The 13530-nt window shown below is 73.0% G+C and carries 13 protein-coding genes; 8 read left to right on the top strand and 5 right to left on the bottom strand.

Annotation, left to right across the window (positions count from 1 at the left end; all coding sequences use genetic code 11):
* Positions 1-32 precede the first annotated feature (32 nt).
* The 4 genes from mptB (at position 33) to QLQ12_RS16685 (ending at position 4753) form a co-directional block, all read left to right on the top strand.
* Positions 33-1451, top strand: coding sequence for a polyprenol phosphomannose-dependent alpha 1,6 mannosyltransferase MptB (gene mptB / locus QLQ12_RS16670; RefSeq protein WP_282760913.1), 1419 nt, complete (start codon positions 33-35; stop codon positions 1449-1451).
* Between the two features lie 147 nt (positions 1452-1598).
* Positions 1599-3014, top strand: a complete 1416-nt coding sequence (locus tag QLQ12_RS16675; RefSeq protein ID WP_282760915.1) for a CotH kinase family protein — start codon at positions 1599-1601, stop codon at positions 3012-3014.
* A gap of 36 nt (positions 3015-3050) precedes the next feature.
* Positions 3051-3848 (top strand): nucleotidyltransferase domain-containing protein, encoded by a 798-nt coding sequence (locus QLQ12_RS16680; RefSeq protein WP_282760917.1) that lies wholly within the window; start codon positions 3051-3053, stop codon positions 3846-3848.
* Entirely contained in the window at positions 3830-4753 is a 924-nt protein-coding gene (locus QLQ12_RS16685; protein WP_282760919.1) for an NAD(P)-dependent oxidoreductase, read from the top strand. Before QLQ12_RS16680 ends, QLQ12_RS16685 begins: the two co-directional genes overlap by 19 nt.
* Here QLQ12_RS16685 and QLQ12_RS16690 read toward each other — a convergent pair.
* On the bottom strand, positions 4696-5589 hold the full coding sequence (locus QLQ12_RS16690; protein ID WP_282761237.1) for a DMT family transporter: 894 nt from the start codon (positions 5587-5589) through the stop codon (positions 4696-4698). The genes QLQ12_RS16685 and QLQ12_RS16690 overlap by 58 nt on opposite strands.
* Positions 5590-5664: 75 nt before the next feature.
* On the opposite strand from QLQ12_RS16690, the gene QLQ12_RS16695 reads away from it, so the two are divergent.
* Complete coding sequence (locus QLQ12_RS16695) at positions 5665-6552, top strand: LysR family transcriptional regulator (protein ID WP_282760920.1); 888 nt, start codon at positions 5665-5667, stop codon at positions 6550-6552.
* 107 nt (positions 6553-6659) lie between these two features.
* Here QLQ12_RS16695 and QLQ12_RS16700 read toward each other — a convergent pair whose 3' ends face one another.
* Complete coding sequence (locus QLQ12_RS16700; RefSeq protein ID WP_282760922.1) at positions 6660-7568, bottom strand: LysR family transcriptional regulator; 909 nt, start codon at positions 7566-7568, stop codon at positions 6660-6662.
* A gap of 71 nt (positions 7569-7639) precedes the next feature.
* Between QLQ12_RS16700 and QLQ12_RS16705 the strand changes: the two genes are divergently transcribed.
* The gene (locus tag QLQ12_RS16705; protein WP_282760924.1) at positions 7640-8488 is read left to right on the top strand and encodes a dihydrodipicolinate synthase family protein; all 849 of its coding nucleotides are present in this window, start codon (positions 7640-7642) and stop codon (positions 8486-8488) included.
* On the opposite strand, the gene QLQ12_RS16710 is transcribed toward QLQ12_RS16705, so the two are convergent.
* Both QLQ12_RS16710 and QLQ12_RS16715 read right to left on the bottom strand, forming a co-directional pair.
* Positions 8448-9119: a class I SAM-dependent methyltransferase gene (locus QLQ12_RS16710; RefSeq protein WP_282760925.1), complete on the bottom strand. Its 672-nt coding sequence runs from the start codon at positions 9117-9119 to the stop codon at positions 8448-8450. The two genes, QLQ12_RS16705 and QLQ12_RS16710, sit on opposite strands and share 41 nt — an antisense overlap.
* Positions 9120-9273: 154 nt before the next feature.
* On the bottom strand, positions 9274-10191 hold the full coding sequence (locus QLQ12_RS16715; RefSeq protein WP_282760926.1) for a LysR family transcriptional regulator: 918 nt from the start codon (positions 10189-10191) through the stop codon (positions 9274-9276).
* 72 nt (positions 10192-10263) lie between these two features.
* On the opposite strand from QLQ12_RS16715, the gene QLQ12_RS16720 reads away from it, so the two are divergent.
* Positions 10264-11142: a DMT family transporter gene (locus QLQ12_RS16720; protein ID WP_282760928.1), complete on the top strand. Its 879-nt coding sequence runs from the start codon at positions 10264-10266 to the stop codon at positions 11140-11142.
* A 52-nt stretch (positions 11143-11194) separates the two neighbouring features.
* On the opposite strand, the gene QLQ12_RS16725 is transcribed toward QLQ12_RS16720, so the two are convergent.
* Positions 11195-12916 (bottom strand): ABC transporter ATP-binding protein, encoded by a 1722-nt coding sequence (locus tag QLQ12_RS16725; RefSeq protein WP_282760929.1) that lies wholly within the window; start codon positions 12914-12916, stop codon positions 11195-11197.
* Between the two features lie 52 nt (positions 12917-12968).
* Between QLQ12_RS16725 and QLQ12_RS16730 the strand changes: the two genes are divergently transcribed.
* Entirely contained in the window at positions 12969-13523 is a 555-nt protein-coding gene (locus tag QLQ12_RS16730; RefSeq protein ID WP_282760930.1) for a TetR/AcrR family transcriptional regulator, read from the top strand.
* The last annotated feature ends 7 nt before the right edge of the window (positions 13524-13530 follow it).

The raw sequence follows: 13530 nt of genomic DNA on the forward strand, positions 1-13530 counted from the left end.
GCGCTTCCCTCGATAGGGAAAGCTCGACGGCTATGGACATCGACAGGGCCTCGCTGACGTTCATCCGCTGGCTGGGACTCGCCGGATCGATCATGCTGGCGGTCGCCGGCTGGCTCGGCGGAGCGATGCCGCACGCCGACCTGGAGGCCACCCCGGCCAGCGTCGCGCGAGGCGCCTACGGGCCGATCATCATCGGACTCTGGCTGGTGGGTACGGCGGCGCAGGCCTACGCCTGGTGGTCCGGCCGCGACCGGATCACGTCGACCCGCGAGGCGGCGGCGACGGCGCTGCTCTGGATCGCGCCGTTCCTGTTCGTGCCCCCGATCGGCAGCCGGGACGTGTACTCCTACACCTGCCAGGGCGAGATGTTCCTACAGGGCCTGGACCCGTACCGCCAAGGCGTGTCCGCGCTGCCGTGCACCTGGCTGGAAACGGTCGCCCCGATCTGGCGGGACACCGTCACCCCGTACGGCCCCCTCTTCATCCTGCTCGCCGGCGCCGCGGTCGCGATCGGCGGCAGCCTCGTCGGCACCATCGTCGTCTTCCGCCTGATCACCCTCGCCGCGATCCTGGCGGTCGCCGCCTGCCTGCCGGCGCTGGCGCGCCGCTGCGGCATCCCGCCGCAGCGCGCCCTCTGGGTCGCCCTCGCCGGGCCCATCGTGGGGGCACACCTTCTCGCCGCTCCGCACAACGACGCCGTCATGATCAGCTTGCTGGTGGCCGGTCTCTTCCTGGTCGTACGGGCCCAAACCCGCCCGGCACTGCTGCTCGCCGCCGGCGCCCTGCTCGGACTCGCCGTCGCGGTCAAAGCCACCGCCGTCATCGTGATCCCGTTCGCGATCCTGGCCGCCGCCCGCCCGCTGCTGCGCTCGGCGGCTCTCGTCGGCGGCGCCGCGCTGGCGGCCCTGCTGGCGGTCACGTTCGCCAGCGGGCTCGGCTTCGGCTGGGTGCCCGCCATGCGGGGCAGCACCTCGATCGTCCAGTTCACCTCCCCGCCGACCGCCGTCGGCATGACCCTCACCTATGCCGGGCAGCTCATCCATCCCGGCTTCGACGCGGTCCCGGCGGTGCGGGCGCTGGCGCTGGTGGCGCTCGCCGCCGTACTCCTCATGCTGGTGATCCGCGCCCTGCGCGCCGCGGACCGGGAGAAGTCGGCGCTGCAGGGCGCCGCGCTGGGGCTGGCCGCCTTCGTCGTGCTGTCGCCCGTCTTCCACGCGTGGTACGCCCTGTGGGCGCTGACGCTGCTCGCCGCCACCACGCTGCGCACGAACGCGTTCATGCTGATCAGCATCGCCGCGGCCTTCCTGGTCCTGCCGGACGGCGGCGGACTGCCCCGCTTCGTCAAGTTCCCCGGCGCCCCCCTGATGACCGTCTTCCTGGTGGTCCTGCTGGTCCGATACGTTCGGCGCCGCCGGGCCGAGGCCCACCCGCAACCCGCGACGGCCGCCTGAAGGCTCCGCCACGTGATCAGTCCCGGGCACGCGCGGTCCCAAGCGCGCCCGGACTGACAGGACAGGCACAGGTGGAGCACAAGGCGGTCCTCGGTAGCGGAGGTTCTCTGGGAGGAACCAGCCGCACCGCTACGAAGGGCCACCTCGATGCCTCCTCACACCCTGTCCCGCCGGTCGTTCGCAGCGGCGCTCGCCGGAACCCTCGGCGTGGCCGTCCTCGGCGCGTGCGGCAGCGACGGACCGTCCCCGGCCACCGGTCCGGCGACGGCGACGGCCGGCAGCGGGCTGTTCGACGCCAGCGTGGTGCACGACATCGACGTCACGTTCGCGCGGGCCCACTACGACGCGATGATCGACGCCTATCTCAAGGACGAGACGAAGAACTGGATCGAGGCGACGGTCACCGTCGACGGGACGACGTTCGAGAAGGCGGGGCTGCGGCTCAAGGGGAACTCGTCGCTGCGCGGGCTGACGAAGTCCGGCACGGCCGGCGCGGACCAGGGCGGTGGCGGGCCCGGTGGCGGCGGCCCGGGCGGCAGTGTCTCCGCCGAGAACCCGCAGGACCTGCCGTGGCTGGTGCGGCTCGACAAGTTCGTGGACGGGCAGGCGCTCGGCGGCTGGACCGAGTTCGTCGTCCGGTCGAACAACTCCGGCAGCGCCCTCAACGAGGCCGTCGCGCTGGAACTGCTCGGCCTCGCCGGGCTGGCCACCCAGAGATCCGTCTCGGCCCGGCTCGCCGTCAACGGCGGCGCCGAGGTGCTGCGCCTGGTCATCGAGAACCCGGGCGACAAGTGGGACGCCGACAACTTCAGCGCGGCCGGCATCCTCTACAAGGCCGAGGCCGGTGGCGACTACAGCTACCGGGGTGACGACGCCGCCGCGTACGAGGACGTCTTCGACCAGGAGACCGACACCGGCAATCCGAACCTGGCGCCGCTCACCGCGTTCCTCAAGTTCGTCAACGAGTCCGACGACGCCAGCTTCCGCGCCGACCTGGGCAGGCACCTGGACGTCGCGGCGTTCGCGAACTATCTGGCCGTCCAGGAGCTGGTCAAGAACTCCGACGACATCGACGGGCCGGGCAACAACTCCTACCTGCGCTACACCACCGGCGCCGGCCGGTTCACCGTCGTCGCCTGGGACCACAACCTCGCCTTCAGCAGCATGGGCGGACGCGGCGGCAACCGTGGCGCCGTGCCGGGCGGCGACAACGGCGGCGCCGTGCCGGGCGGCGGCGTCGCGCCGGGCGGCGGCGTCGCGCCGGGCGGCGGCGTCGCGCCGGGCGGCGGCGTCGCGCCGGGCGGCGGCGACATCGGCGGCCGGCCGAAAACCCGGATGGGCGGCCGCGCCAACATCCTCGTCGAGCGGTTCAACGCCGACACCACCTTCAAGGCGTCGTACGAGAAGGCGCTCACCGACCTCAGGGCCCGCCTCTACACCAGCGGCAAGGCGGCCGAGATCCTGCGGGCCCGGGCCGCCGTGCTGACCGCCCAGACGAGCGACCTGATCAGCGCCGACACCGTCGCCACGGAGTCCGCCGCCATCGAGGCCCACTTCGTCTGAGGCCGGCGTGGACCACCGTTGCTAGCGTCGGCGGGCATGACGCGGACGGACGTGGTGCAGGCGACGACCGGGCGGTACCTCGCCGCGATCGACGACGCCCTGCCCGGATTCGTGGAGATGCTGTTCGTGACGGGGTCGGCCGCCCTCGGCGCGTTCGAGCCGGGCGCCAGCGACATCGACACCATGATCGTGACCGCCCGGCCGCCCGGCCCGGCCGACCTCGCCGCCATGGCCGAGGTGCACGCGGCGATGCCGCGTCGCCCGCACTTCGACGGCGTCTACCTGGACCGGGACACGTTCCGCCGGCAGCCGGCCGACCAGCGGCCGACACCGTTCGTCGTGAACGGGGAGTTCCGGGCGGACCAGCCGTGCGGTGAGCTGCACCCGGTGCTGTGGCTGCTCCTGAGCCGTTACGGCAGGACGGTCCGCGGGCCCGCCGTCGCCGATCTCGGCCTGACCGTCGATGCCACGGCCCTGCGCCGGTACAACCTGGACAACCTGAAGACGTACTGGGCGCATCTCGCGGCCGAGGGCCGCCGGACCCTCGCCACGATGCCCGCCGAGGCGGCGGTGGACGCTGAACCTGTCGCCTGGGCGGTGCTCGGGCCGGCGCGACTGCATTTCACGCTGGCACACGAGGACATCGTCTCCAAGGCCGGGGCCGGCGAATACCTGGCCGACCACTTCCCGCGGTACGCCTGCTTGGCGGACCGCGCGGTGCGATCACGCCGGGGCGAGCAGGTCGCGTTCACCGTCGCCGACGGGCGGGCGGGCGCGGACTCCATCGACGCCGTGATCGAGGACGCCTGGCGCCGGTGGGGCCACCTCTGCTGAATTGGCCCGGAGCGGCGGGGCCGGCAGTCCGTAACGTCGCGGCCATGACCGTGGGATTCGTCGGGCTCGGCGTGATGGGACAGCCGATGGCCCTCAACCTGGCCCGAGCCGGGACCGAACTGATCGTCTGGAACCGCACACCCGAGCGGGCCGGGCCGCTGCGTGCCGCGGGAGCGACCGTGGCCGCCGATGTGGCGGGGGTGTTCGCCGAGGCGCAGACCGTCATCATGATGCTGGCGAACGACCAGGTCATCGACAGTGTCCTCGGGCGGGGGACCGACGGCTTCGCGAAGCTGGTGGCCGGGCGGAGGGTCGTGCACATGGGGACGACCGCGCCCGCGTACTCGGGCGGTCTCGCCGCTGATGTCACGGCCGCCGGTGGGTCGTACGCCGAAGCCCCGGTCTCGGGATCTCGCGGCCCGGCGGAGACGGGCGACCTGGTGGTGATGATCGCCGGCGGCGATCCCGGGCTGGAGGACCTGCTGCGGCCGATGTGCCGGGAGATCGTGCGGTGCGGCGCCGTGCCCGGGGCTCTGCTGATGAAGCTGGCGGTCAACACGTTCCTGATCAGCATGGTCACCGGGCTGGCCGAGGCGTTCCACTTCGCCGGGCGGCACGGCCTCGACCCGGGGACGCTGCTGACCGCCCTGGACGCCGGGCCGATGGCCAGCACCGTGTCCCGGGTGAAGGGGCGCAAGCTGCGCGACCAGGACTTCGAGGTGCAGGCCGCGCTCCGCGACGTGCTCTACAACAGCGAGCTCGTGGTGGACGCGGCGCGCCGGGCAGGGATCGCGTCGCCGCTGCTGGACGCGTGCCGGGAGCTGTACGCCGAGGCGGCCGCGGCGGGTTACAGCGGTGCGGACATGGCCGCGGTGGTGCGCGCCTTCGACGCCAGAAGCCGGTGATCGCGTTCCACCCGCCGGCCCCCGAACGTGCCGGCCAGCACGAGGGCGATTCCGGCGATCGCCAGGACGGTCAGGTGCTCGCCGCCGACGCCGACGCCGATCAGGACCGCCCACACCGGCTCGGTGCCGAGCAGCAGGCTGGCCCGCGCGGCGGACGTGCGGCGGATCGCCCACAGCTGCACCAGGAACGCGAACACGCTGCAGCCGAGCGCGAGATACAGCACGCCGAGCCATTCGGTGGCCCCGAAGGAGGCGGCCGTGGGCAGCAACGCCGGCCCCGCGGCGACCGTGAAGACGACGGTCCCGGTCACCAGTTGCAGCGTCGTCAGGGTGACGGTGTCGTGCTGCCGCGCCAGCCGTCCGGAGAGGGTGACGTGCGCGGCGCGGACCACGGCGGCGGCCAGCATGAGGGCGTCACCGGCCGACGGCGCGCGCAGCCCGGGCCCCGCCACCAGCAGCGCCACCCCGGCCGTCGCGACACCGGCGGCCAGGAAGAACCGTCCCGGCAGCCACCGGCGCCGGACCGCGCACTCCAGGATCGGGGTGAGCAGGATCGTCAGGCTGATCAGCACCCCGGCGTTGGTGGCGCTGGTGAGCGACACCCCGTACGTCTCCAGCACCAGCACCGACGCCTGCGTGCACCCGAGCAGGACGCCCACGCCGGTTTCCCGCCGGGTCGGCCGGCGGCGGACCATCAGCGGCAGCATGGCGGCGGTCGACACCAGATAGCGCAGCGCCAGCACCACCAGCACCCCGCCGGTCACCACCAGGGTCTTGGCCGCCAGATAGCTGCTGCCCCACACCAGGGCCACGGCCAGCAGCAGAAGGTCTCCCATCACACCGGGAAGCCTGCGGCCCGCCGATGCGGTAGACAAGACGCGTACCTCTGAACCGACGATGTAGTGGAGCTAATGGATCCGCATCACCTGAGACTGCTGCGTGAGCTCGGCGAGCGGGGCAGCGTCGCCGCGGTGGCCCACGCCCTGCACATCACGCCGTCGGCGGTGTCCCAGCAGTTGAACACACTGCAGCGCTCGGCCCGAGTGCCGTTGACCGAGCGCAGCGGCCGGCGGCTGGTGCTGACCGAGGCGGGCCGGGCCCTGGCGGCCGCCGCGGTGGAGGTGATGACCGCGCTGGACCGGGCGTCCCGGGCGGTCGGCGACTATCTCGACGATCCCGGCACGCCGGTCCGGGTGGCCGCGTTCCACAGCGCCGGCCTGACCTGGTTCGCGCCGTTGATCAACAAGCTGGCGGAGACCGGCGGGCCGCCGGTGCGCTGCGCCGACGAGGACGTGGCGCACGCCGACTTCCCCGCCCTGGTCGGCGACCACGATCTGGTGCTGGCGCACCGGCTCGCGCACAGCCCGCCGTGGCCGGCCGACCGGCTCGCCGTGGTGCCGCTGATCTGGGAACCGCTCTACGTCGCCATGCCGGCCGGCCATCCGCTCGCCGGGCGGGATCCGCTCACCGCCTCGGACGTGGCCGGGGCGCCGTGGATCAGCGTCCACCGGGGATTTCCGCTGGAGGGCGTGCTCACGGCGATCGCGGCGGCGGCCGGGCGGCCGTTGGACATCACGCACCGGATCAACGAGTTCACCGTGGCGGCGTCGGTGGTCGCGTCCGGGGCGGCGCTGGCGCTGCTGCCGGGACGGACCACCGTGCCGGACCCGAGGCTGGTGTTGCGGCCGCTCGCCGATCTGCCGGCCGGCCGTTACATCGACGTGCTGGCCCGGCCGGAGACCCTGCACCGGGCCGCGGTCCGGACCGTTCTGGAGACGCTGCGCACGATCGCCGGCTAGCCCACCGCCCGCCGGCATCTGTCGTGTCCGGCGCTCGCCGCGAGTGCCTGAGGCAGAAGGTAGGGGCCGCGCGTGTGTCTGTCGTCCGCCGTGATGAGGACGGCGTCTCACCCGCGGGACGGAGACGTGGTGGGGTCGGTCTGGGGGAGGGCGGACAGGAAGGCGGCGACGGCGGGATGGCCGGCGGCGCCCTGCCGGAAGGCGGCGCGGGTGCGGCGGCGGGTGGGCAGCGGCAGCAGCCGGACGCCCTCAGGGGTCCGGCCGGTGGCCAGTTGCGGGACCACCGCGACGCCCTGTCCGGCGGCGACCAGGGCGAGGACCGTGCCGAAGTCGTCGATCCGGTGCCGGGCCTTCGGGGTGAACCCGGACGAGCGGCAGATCTGCAGAGTGGCGGTGTGACAGAGCGTGCCGGGCGTGGCGAGGATCCAGTCCGCGTCCCGGAAGTCTCGCAGCGTGCCCGAGTCCCGCGGAGTGGTCGGAGCCGGCGATCCGACGGCCAGGTGTACCGCCTCGTCCAGCAGCGGCACGCTGTCCAAGCCCTGGTCGACGTCGAGCGGGACGACGTCGTAGTCCTGGATCAGGCCGACGTCGAGACGCCGGTCCAGCAGCGCGGCCGGGACCTCGGCCGGATCGAGTTCGGTGACCATCAGGTCCAGGGCGGCGTGCTGCTCACCCAGCGTCACCAGGGCGGGGGTGAGCAGGGTGCGGATCGCGGACGGGAACGCGCCGATGCGCAACTCGCCGGAGACGCCGGTGCGGACGGCGGCGAGCGCGGCGCCGGTGCGTTCCAGGGCGGCCAGGACCACCTCGGCGTGCTGCACCAGGAGCCGTCCGGCGGCGGTCAGGGCGACCCGGCGGCCGGTGCGTTCCAGCAGGGGCACGCCGGCCTCGCGCTCCAGCGCGGACAGTTGCTGGGAGACCGCCGACGGGGTGTACGTGTGTGCCGCCGCGACGGCGGCGATCGTCTGAAGGCGGGCCAGGTCGCACAGCAGGCGCAGGCGGCGGACGTCGAGCATCAGTTCAGCTTACGTGTCACGGTAGGAATGTGAACTGGACCTGATGCTCGGTGCGGCGCAGGCTGATGGGCATGACCTTGACCGGGATCTTCGTACCACTGATCACGCCCTTCGCCGCCGACGGCGCCGTGGCCCTCGACGTGCTGGCCCGCCTCGGCCACGAGGTCCTCGACGACGGCGCGGCCGGGCTGGTGGCCCTCGGCACGACCGGGGAGCCGGCCTCGCTGACACCCGCCGAGCAGGAGGCCGTCGTCGACGTGATCGCCGGCGTCAGCCGGGAACGCGGGACACCGCTGCTGGTCGGCGCACGGATGGACCTCGCCGCCCGGCCCGGCGTCACCGCCGCGCTCAGCCTGGTGCCGCCGTTCGTGCGGCCGGGCGAGGCCGGGGTGATCGCCCACTTCGAGACGCTGGCCGGAACGGTGCCGCTGGTGATCTACCACGTGCCGTACCGGACCGGGCAGGACCTGACGCCCGCCACGATCCGACGGCTGGCCGCCATCCCCGGCGTGATCGGCATGAAGTACGCCACCGGGTCGGTCGATGCCGGGACCGTCGACCTGCTCGGCGACCTGCCGGACGGGTTCGCGCTGCTCGGCGGGGACGATCCGGTGATCTCGCCGCTGCTCGCCCTCGGAGCGCCCGGCGGCATCTTGGCGTCGGCCCACCTGGAGACCCGGTCGTTCGCCGAGCTGGCGTCAGCCTGGCGGGCCGGGGACGCCGAACGGGCCCGGGCCCTCGGCAACCGGCTCGCGGGACTCTCCCGTGCCCTGTTCGCCGAGCCCAACCCCACCGTGATCAAGGCGGTGCTGCACGATCACGGCCGCATTCCCACGGCGGCGGTACGGCTGCCGCTCCTGCAGGCCGCGGCCGGGCGGCTCAGCGGGCTGACGCCGGGCCGAGCACCGACACCTCGGTGAGCTGCATGTCCTCGGCGGCGCCCAGCCCGAACACGCGGTAACTGGTCAGCACCTCCAACTGCCCGCCCGGAAGATGACCGCGGTCCGGGTCGCCGACCAGGAAATACGCGCCGCGGGCAGCGGCCCGGCGCAGGAAGCCCTGCATGCGTTCGGCCAGGCCGACGGCGTAGAAACCGTCGCCGACCAGGATCACCTCGGCGTCACCGCCGTCGCCGTCGAGGAGCTCGTCCTGGTCGAGCCGCACCGTGACCGCGTTGGCCTGGGCGTTCATCGTGACCGCCGCCAGCGCGTTCGGGTCGATGTCGTTCGCGGTCACCGACGTGGCGCCGGCCCGGGCCGCGGCGATGGCAGCCAGCCCGCAGCCGGAGGCGACGTCGAGCACCGAACGGCCGGCCACCACCTCGGGGTGGTCCAGGACGTACCTGGCCAGCGCCTGGCCCCCGGCCCAGGCGTTGGTCCAGAACGGGTTCAGCACCGGGCCGAACCGGTTCTCCAGTCGCGCCTGGAAAACGGTCGCGTCGTCGGCCAGATAGAGCCGGATCTCGGGTACGAACGAGGGGCGCACGAGGCGCAGGCCGTCGTATTCGTCGGCGCGCGAGGTGATGAACGGGGCGAGGGGAGTTTCGGTCAATGCAGGCAGGATGTGCTCCGTTCATAAACGGCTGCCTGTGACGGCGGCCTGAAGATCAGCCGCCACGTGAAATAGGCCCCCGCGATGGCGGAGACGTGGGTCAACTTTTCACGATTCCGGATTCGACCCTAGCACGCCGGAATTTGCCGGAACTTCAGTCCTTGAGGGATTTAGCCCGATCGGTAACCGCGGCGCGGAACGCGGTGAGCGCCGGTGACGACGGTCCGTCGCGGGTGATGGTGAACAGCCGGCGGCCCAGAGCGGCCTCGGCGACCTCGCGGTAGGCCAGTGCCGGATCGGGCGGCGGCAGCGTCAGCTCGGGCAGCAGAGCCACCGCACCGGTCCGGCGGACCAGTTCCAGCTGCACGTCGGCGTCGTTGGAGCGATGCCACACGGCCGGCTCGTAACCGCCGATCGCCCGGCACCGCCCGACGATCATGGCGTAGTGGCCGGTGCTCTCGTGCGAGGACACCCAGACCTCGTCACGCAACCCGGCCAGCGCGACCGGGCCACCCGGGGCGGCCAGCGGGTGGGCGGCCGGCAGCACCACCCACAGGCGCTCGGAGAGCAGTGGCTCGAACCGGGTGCCGGACGGCCGCGGGCGGGGATGGCCGTCGTACTCGTCGCTGACCACCAGGTCCACCGAACCCAGCCGCAGCTCGGGCAGAGCCTGCTCCAGCTCCCATTCGGAGATCTCCACCCGGGCCGCCGGATGCTCGGTCATCACCCGGGCCGCCGCGGGGACGAGCAGGCGGCGGGCCGCCGACTGGAGACCGCACGCGCGGACCGTCCCCCGCACCTCGCCGCTGAGCGCGGCCAGATCGGTGGTCGCCGCCTCGGCGGCGGTGAGCAGCACCCGCGCGTGCCGGGCCAGCAGTCGGCCGGCGTCGGTCAGCCGCACCCCGCGCCCGGCCTTCTCCAGCAGCACGGCGGCGACCTCCTTCTCCAGCACGGTGAGCTGCTGAGAGACGGCGGACGGGCTGTAGCCGAGGGCGGTGGCGACCGCGCCCAGAGTGCCACGCTCCTCGAACTCCCGCAGGAAGCGGAGACGGCGCAGATCGAGCACGACCATGCACTGATGCTAACCAATCAGCTCCATGAATCATCACTGGACCTTCAGATTGCGAGCGTCGATGCTCGGGTCATGGGTCCGCTCCTGTGTCTTCTCTCCGCCGCCTGCTTCGGGGCCATGGGGATCTTCGGCAAATTCGCGTACGACGCCGGTGTCTCGCCGTCCGCCCTGCTCCTGGTGCGGTTCAGCATGGCGGCGGTGGTCCTCGCCGGACTGCTGGCGCTGCGGCCGGTGGCCCGCCCGCCCCGCGGGGCCGTGCTCACGGCGCTCGCGCTCGGGGCGGTCGGGTTCGCCACCCAGGCGACGCTCTACTTCGAGGCGCTGCGGGTGATGGACGCCTCGCTGCTGTCGCTGATCCTCTACACGTACCCGCTGATGGTGACCGCCGCGGCGGTCCTGCTCGGCCGCGACCGGATGACCCGCGGCCGGGGGATCGCGCTGGCCGTCGCGTCCGCCGGCACGCTCCTGGTGCTCCTCGGCGCCGGCGGTGGAGCGGTCAGCCCGCTCGGCGCGGTGCTGGGATTCGGATCCGCGATCACCTACACGGTCTACATCCTCACCTCGGACCGGGTCGTCCACCGTGTGCCGCCGGTGCTGCTGTCGGCGCTGGTGATGGCCGGGGCGGCCGTCGCCCTGACCGGGAAGTCACTGGTCACCGGGGGAGTGGACCTCGCCTTCGGCCCGGCCGGCTGGCTGTGGGTGTCCGGCATCGTGCTCGTCTCCACGGTGCTGGCGACGCTGACGTTCTTCGCCGGGCTGCGACGGACCGGCCCGTCCACCGCGGCGATCCTGTCCACCGTGGAGCCCGTGATCACCACCGCCCTGGCCGCCGTCACGCTGGGCGAGCTCCTGACGCCCGCCCAGCTCTCCGGCGGGCTGCTGGTGCTCTCCTCGGTCGCGGTGCTCCAGATCCGCCCGGCCGGCAAGGCCGAGCCGGCGCTGGTCGCCTGACGGCCCCTCCACCGGCCGACAGCGGGCCGGCCGTGCGGCCGGCGCCGGGTTCTCAGGCGACGGCCGGGTCGGCGGCGATGCGCAGCGCCTCGACCAGGCGGCGGTACAGGTCGTCGGTGGCGTAGAGCTCGGCGTGCGTGCCCTGGGTGCGGACCCGGCCGTCCTCCAGGACCACGATGCGGTCGGCGTCGAGCACCGTGGAGAGCCGGTGCGCGATGGTCACCACCGCGCCCACGGCCGCCCGCTCACGGATGCAGTCCTGCACCGCGGCCTCGGTGAGGCCGTCGACCTGGGCGGTGGCCTCGTCGAGCAGGAGCACGTCCGGCGTACGCAGCAGGGCACGGGCCAGCGCGATCCGCTGCCGCTGCCCGCCGGAGACGTCGGTCGCGTTGGCCGTGGTGTCGAGGCCGTCGAGCCGGACCGCCGCCAGCACCGCCCGCAACTCCTCGTCGCTCGCGTCGGGATGGGTGAACCGCAGGTTGTCGGCGATGTCGCCGGGCACCACCGGGGTCTCCTGCTCGACGTAGGCGAGCCGGGCCCGCACCTGGTCGTGGGTCCACTCGGAATACGGCCGGCCGTCCAGCAGGATCCGGCCGTGTTCCGGTTCGAGGAACCGCAGCAGCAGCGAGAACAGGGTGGTCTTGCCGGCGCCGGACGGGCCGACGATCGCGGTGTGACCGCGGCGGGGGATCTCCAGATCGATGCCGTTGACCGCGGGCTTCGCGTCCGGGCCGTATCGCGCGGTGACACCGCGCAGCACCAGCACTGGAGCGGCGTCCGCGGACCGGGCCGGGTCGTGCGGCTCGCGCGGCTCGCTCGGCGGCTCCAGGCCGATGCTCTCCAGTTCGTTGATCCGCCCGGCGGCGGCGATGCCGGCCTGCAGCGCCGTCAGGTTCTGCGTCAGCTCGCTGATCGGCCCCATCAGCTGGAACACGTAGAGCAGGAAGGCGACCAGGGTGGACACTTCGAGCAGGCCCTGGTGCGCGCGCCACGCGCCGACCGCGAGGATCACGATCACCGACAGGTTGATGCCGGACCACGAGATCGTCCACACGGTGGCGCTGATCTTCGCGGCCCGCACGCTGTGCGCCGCGGCGTCGCGGGCCGCGCCGATGATCTGATCGCTCTGGCGCGTCTCGGCCCGGCTCGCCTTCACCGTCCGGATCGCGCGCAGCGACCCCTCGAGGTGTGCCCCGAGCCGCCCCACGGCCTCCTGGGCGGCCGTCTGCGCGACCCCGATCCGGGGGAGCAGCCAGGACATCAGCAGGCTGACCACGACGACCGCGGCCAGCGTGCACCCGAGCAGCGTCAGGTCGAGCACGGCCATCAGGATCAGCGTCCCGATCAGCCCGACACCGGCGTTGATCAGGCCGACCAGACTGCCGGAGGCCTCGTGCAGCAGACCGGTGTCGGAGGTGACCCGGGTGACCAGCTCGCCGGTGGGGCGGCGCTGCAGGTCGAGGACACGGGCCTGGAAGTAGCGGCGGATGATCGACGTGCGTGCGTCCAGCACGATCCGCTCGGCGAGGGTGCCCATCAGAATCCACTGCCACAGCCCGATCGCGGCGCCCACGACGAGCAGGCCGGCCAGCGCGGCGACCGGGCCGGTGAGGTCCACGCCGTCGTCGAAGGTGTCGAGGACCCACTTGGTGACCAGGGGAGTGGCCAGGGCGACGCCGTTGGCGGCGAGGCCGAGAACCAGGCCGAGCAGCATGGTCCGGCGGTGTGGACGGAGCACGGTGAGCAGAGTTCGCAGTCTCGTGGTATCCGGCATTCCCGCAATGGAACACGACTGTTCCGAATTGGGCAAGTGATATTCTGCCGCGGTGACCACCACCCCGACCGGCAGCCGCGCCCGCACCCGGCAGGCGATCCTCGACGCCGCCATCGAGGTCATGGCCCGCAATCCGGCCGCCACCCTCGGTGACGTGGCCCTCGCCGCCGACGTCGGGCGCACCACCCTGCACCGCTACTTCCCGGAGCGTGTCGACCTGCTCACCGCGCTGCGCGCCGAAGCGGCGGCTCGGCTCGACCTGGCCCGCGCCCGCGCGCGGATGGGCGACGACACCGGCGCGGACGCCATCCGCCGACTGTGCCAGGAATATTTCGACCTCGGTGACGTGCTCTTGCTGCTCTTCCGCGAGCAGGTCACCCTCGAGGACACGCCGGGCGGCTGCGACGACGAGTTCGAGGCCATGATCCGGCGCGGGCACGCCGACGGCAGCATCGACCCGGAGCTGCCGGCCGGCTGGGTCCAGAGCCTGATGTGGTCGCAGCTCTACGCGGGCTGGAGTTACCTGGCCGAACACCACGCCTCCCGCCACGACACCCTGCGCCTGGTGCTGCGCTGTGTCGCCGGCGCGGTTCGCCCACAGCGATAGGCGTGCC

Source organism: Actinoplanes sandaracinus (assembly GCF_030009775.1).
GTDB lineage: Bacteria > Actinomycetota > Actinomycetes > Mycobacteriales > Micromonosporaceae > Actinoplanes > Actinoplanes sandaracinus.

What these genes read in the sequence shown, in the direction of transcription:
- mptB (WP_282760913.1), top strand. Translation starts at nt 33, where the DNA reads ATGGACATCGACAGGGCCTCGCTGACGTTCATCCGCTGGCTGGGACTC.
- QLQ12_RS16675 (WP_282760915.1), top strand. Translation starts at nt 1,599, where the DNA reads ATGCCTCCTCACACCCTGTCCCGCCGGTCGTTCGCAGCGGCGCTCGCC.
- QLQ12_RS16680 (WP_282760917.1), top strand. Translation starts at nt 3,051, where the DNA reads ATGACGCGGACGGACGTGGTGCAGGCGACGACCGGGCGGTACCTCGCC.
- QLQ12_RS16690 (WP_282761237.1), bottom strand. Translation starts at nt 5,589, where the DNA reads ATGGGAGACCTTCTGCTGCTGGCCGTGGCCCTGGTGTGGGGCAGCAGC.
- QLQ12_RS16695 (WP_282760920.1), top strand. Translation starts at nt 5,665, where the DNA reads ATGGATCCGCATCACCTGAGACTGCTGCGTGAGCTCGGCGAGCGGGGC.
- QLQ12_RS16700 (WP_282760922.1), bottom strand. Translation starts at nt 7,568, where the DNA reads ATGCTCGACGTCCGCCGCCTGCGCCTGCTGTGCGACCTGGCCCGCCTT.
- QLQ12_RS16705 (WP_282760924.1), top strand. Translation starts at nt 7,640, where the DNA reads ATGACCTTGACCGGGATCTTCGTACCACTGATCACGCCCTTCGCCGCC.
- QLQ12_RS16715 (WP_282760926.1), bottom strand. Translation starts at nt 10,191, where the DNA reads ATGGTCGTGCTCGATCTGCGCCGTCTCCGCTTCCTGCGGGAGTTCGAG.
- QLQ12_RS16720 (WP_282760928.1), top strand. Translation starts at nt 10,264, where the DNA reads ATGGGTCCGCTCCTGTGTCTTCTCTCCGCCGCCTGCTTCGGGGCCATG.
- QLQ12_RS16725 (WP_282760929.1), bottom strand. Translation starts at nt 12,916, where the DNA reads ATGCCGGATACCACGAGACTGCGAACTCTGCTCACCGTGCTCCGTCCA.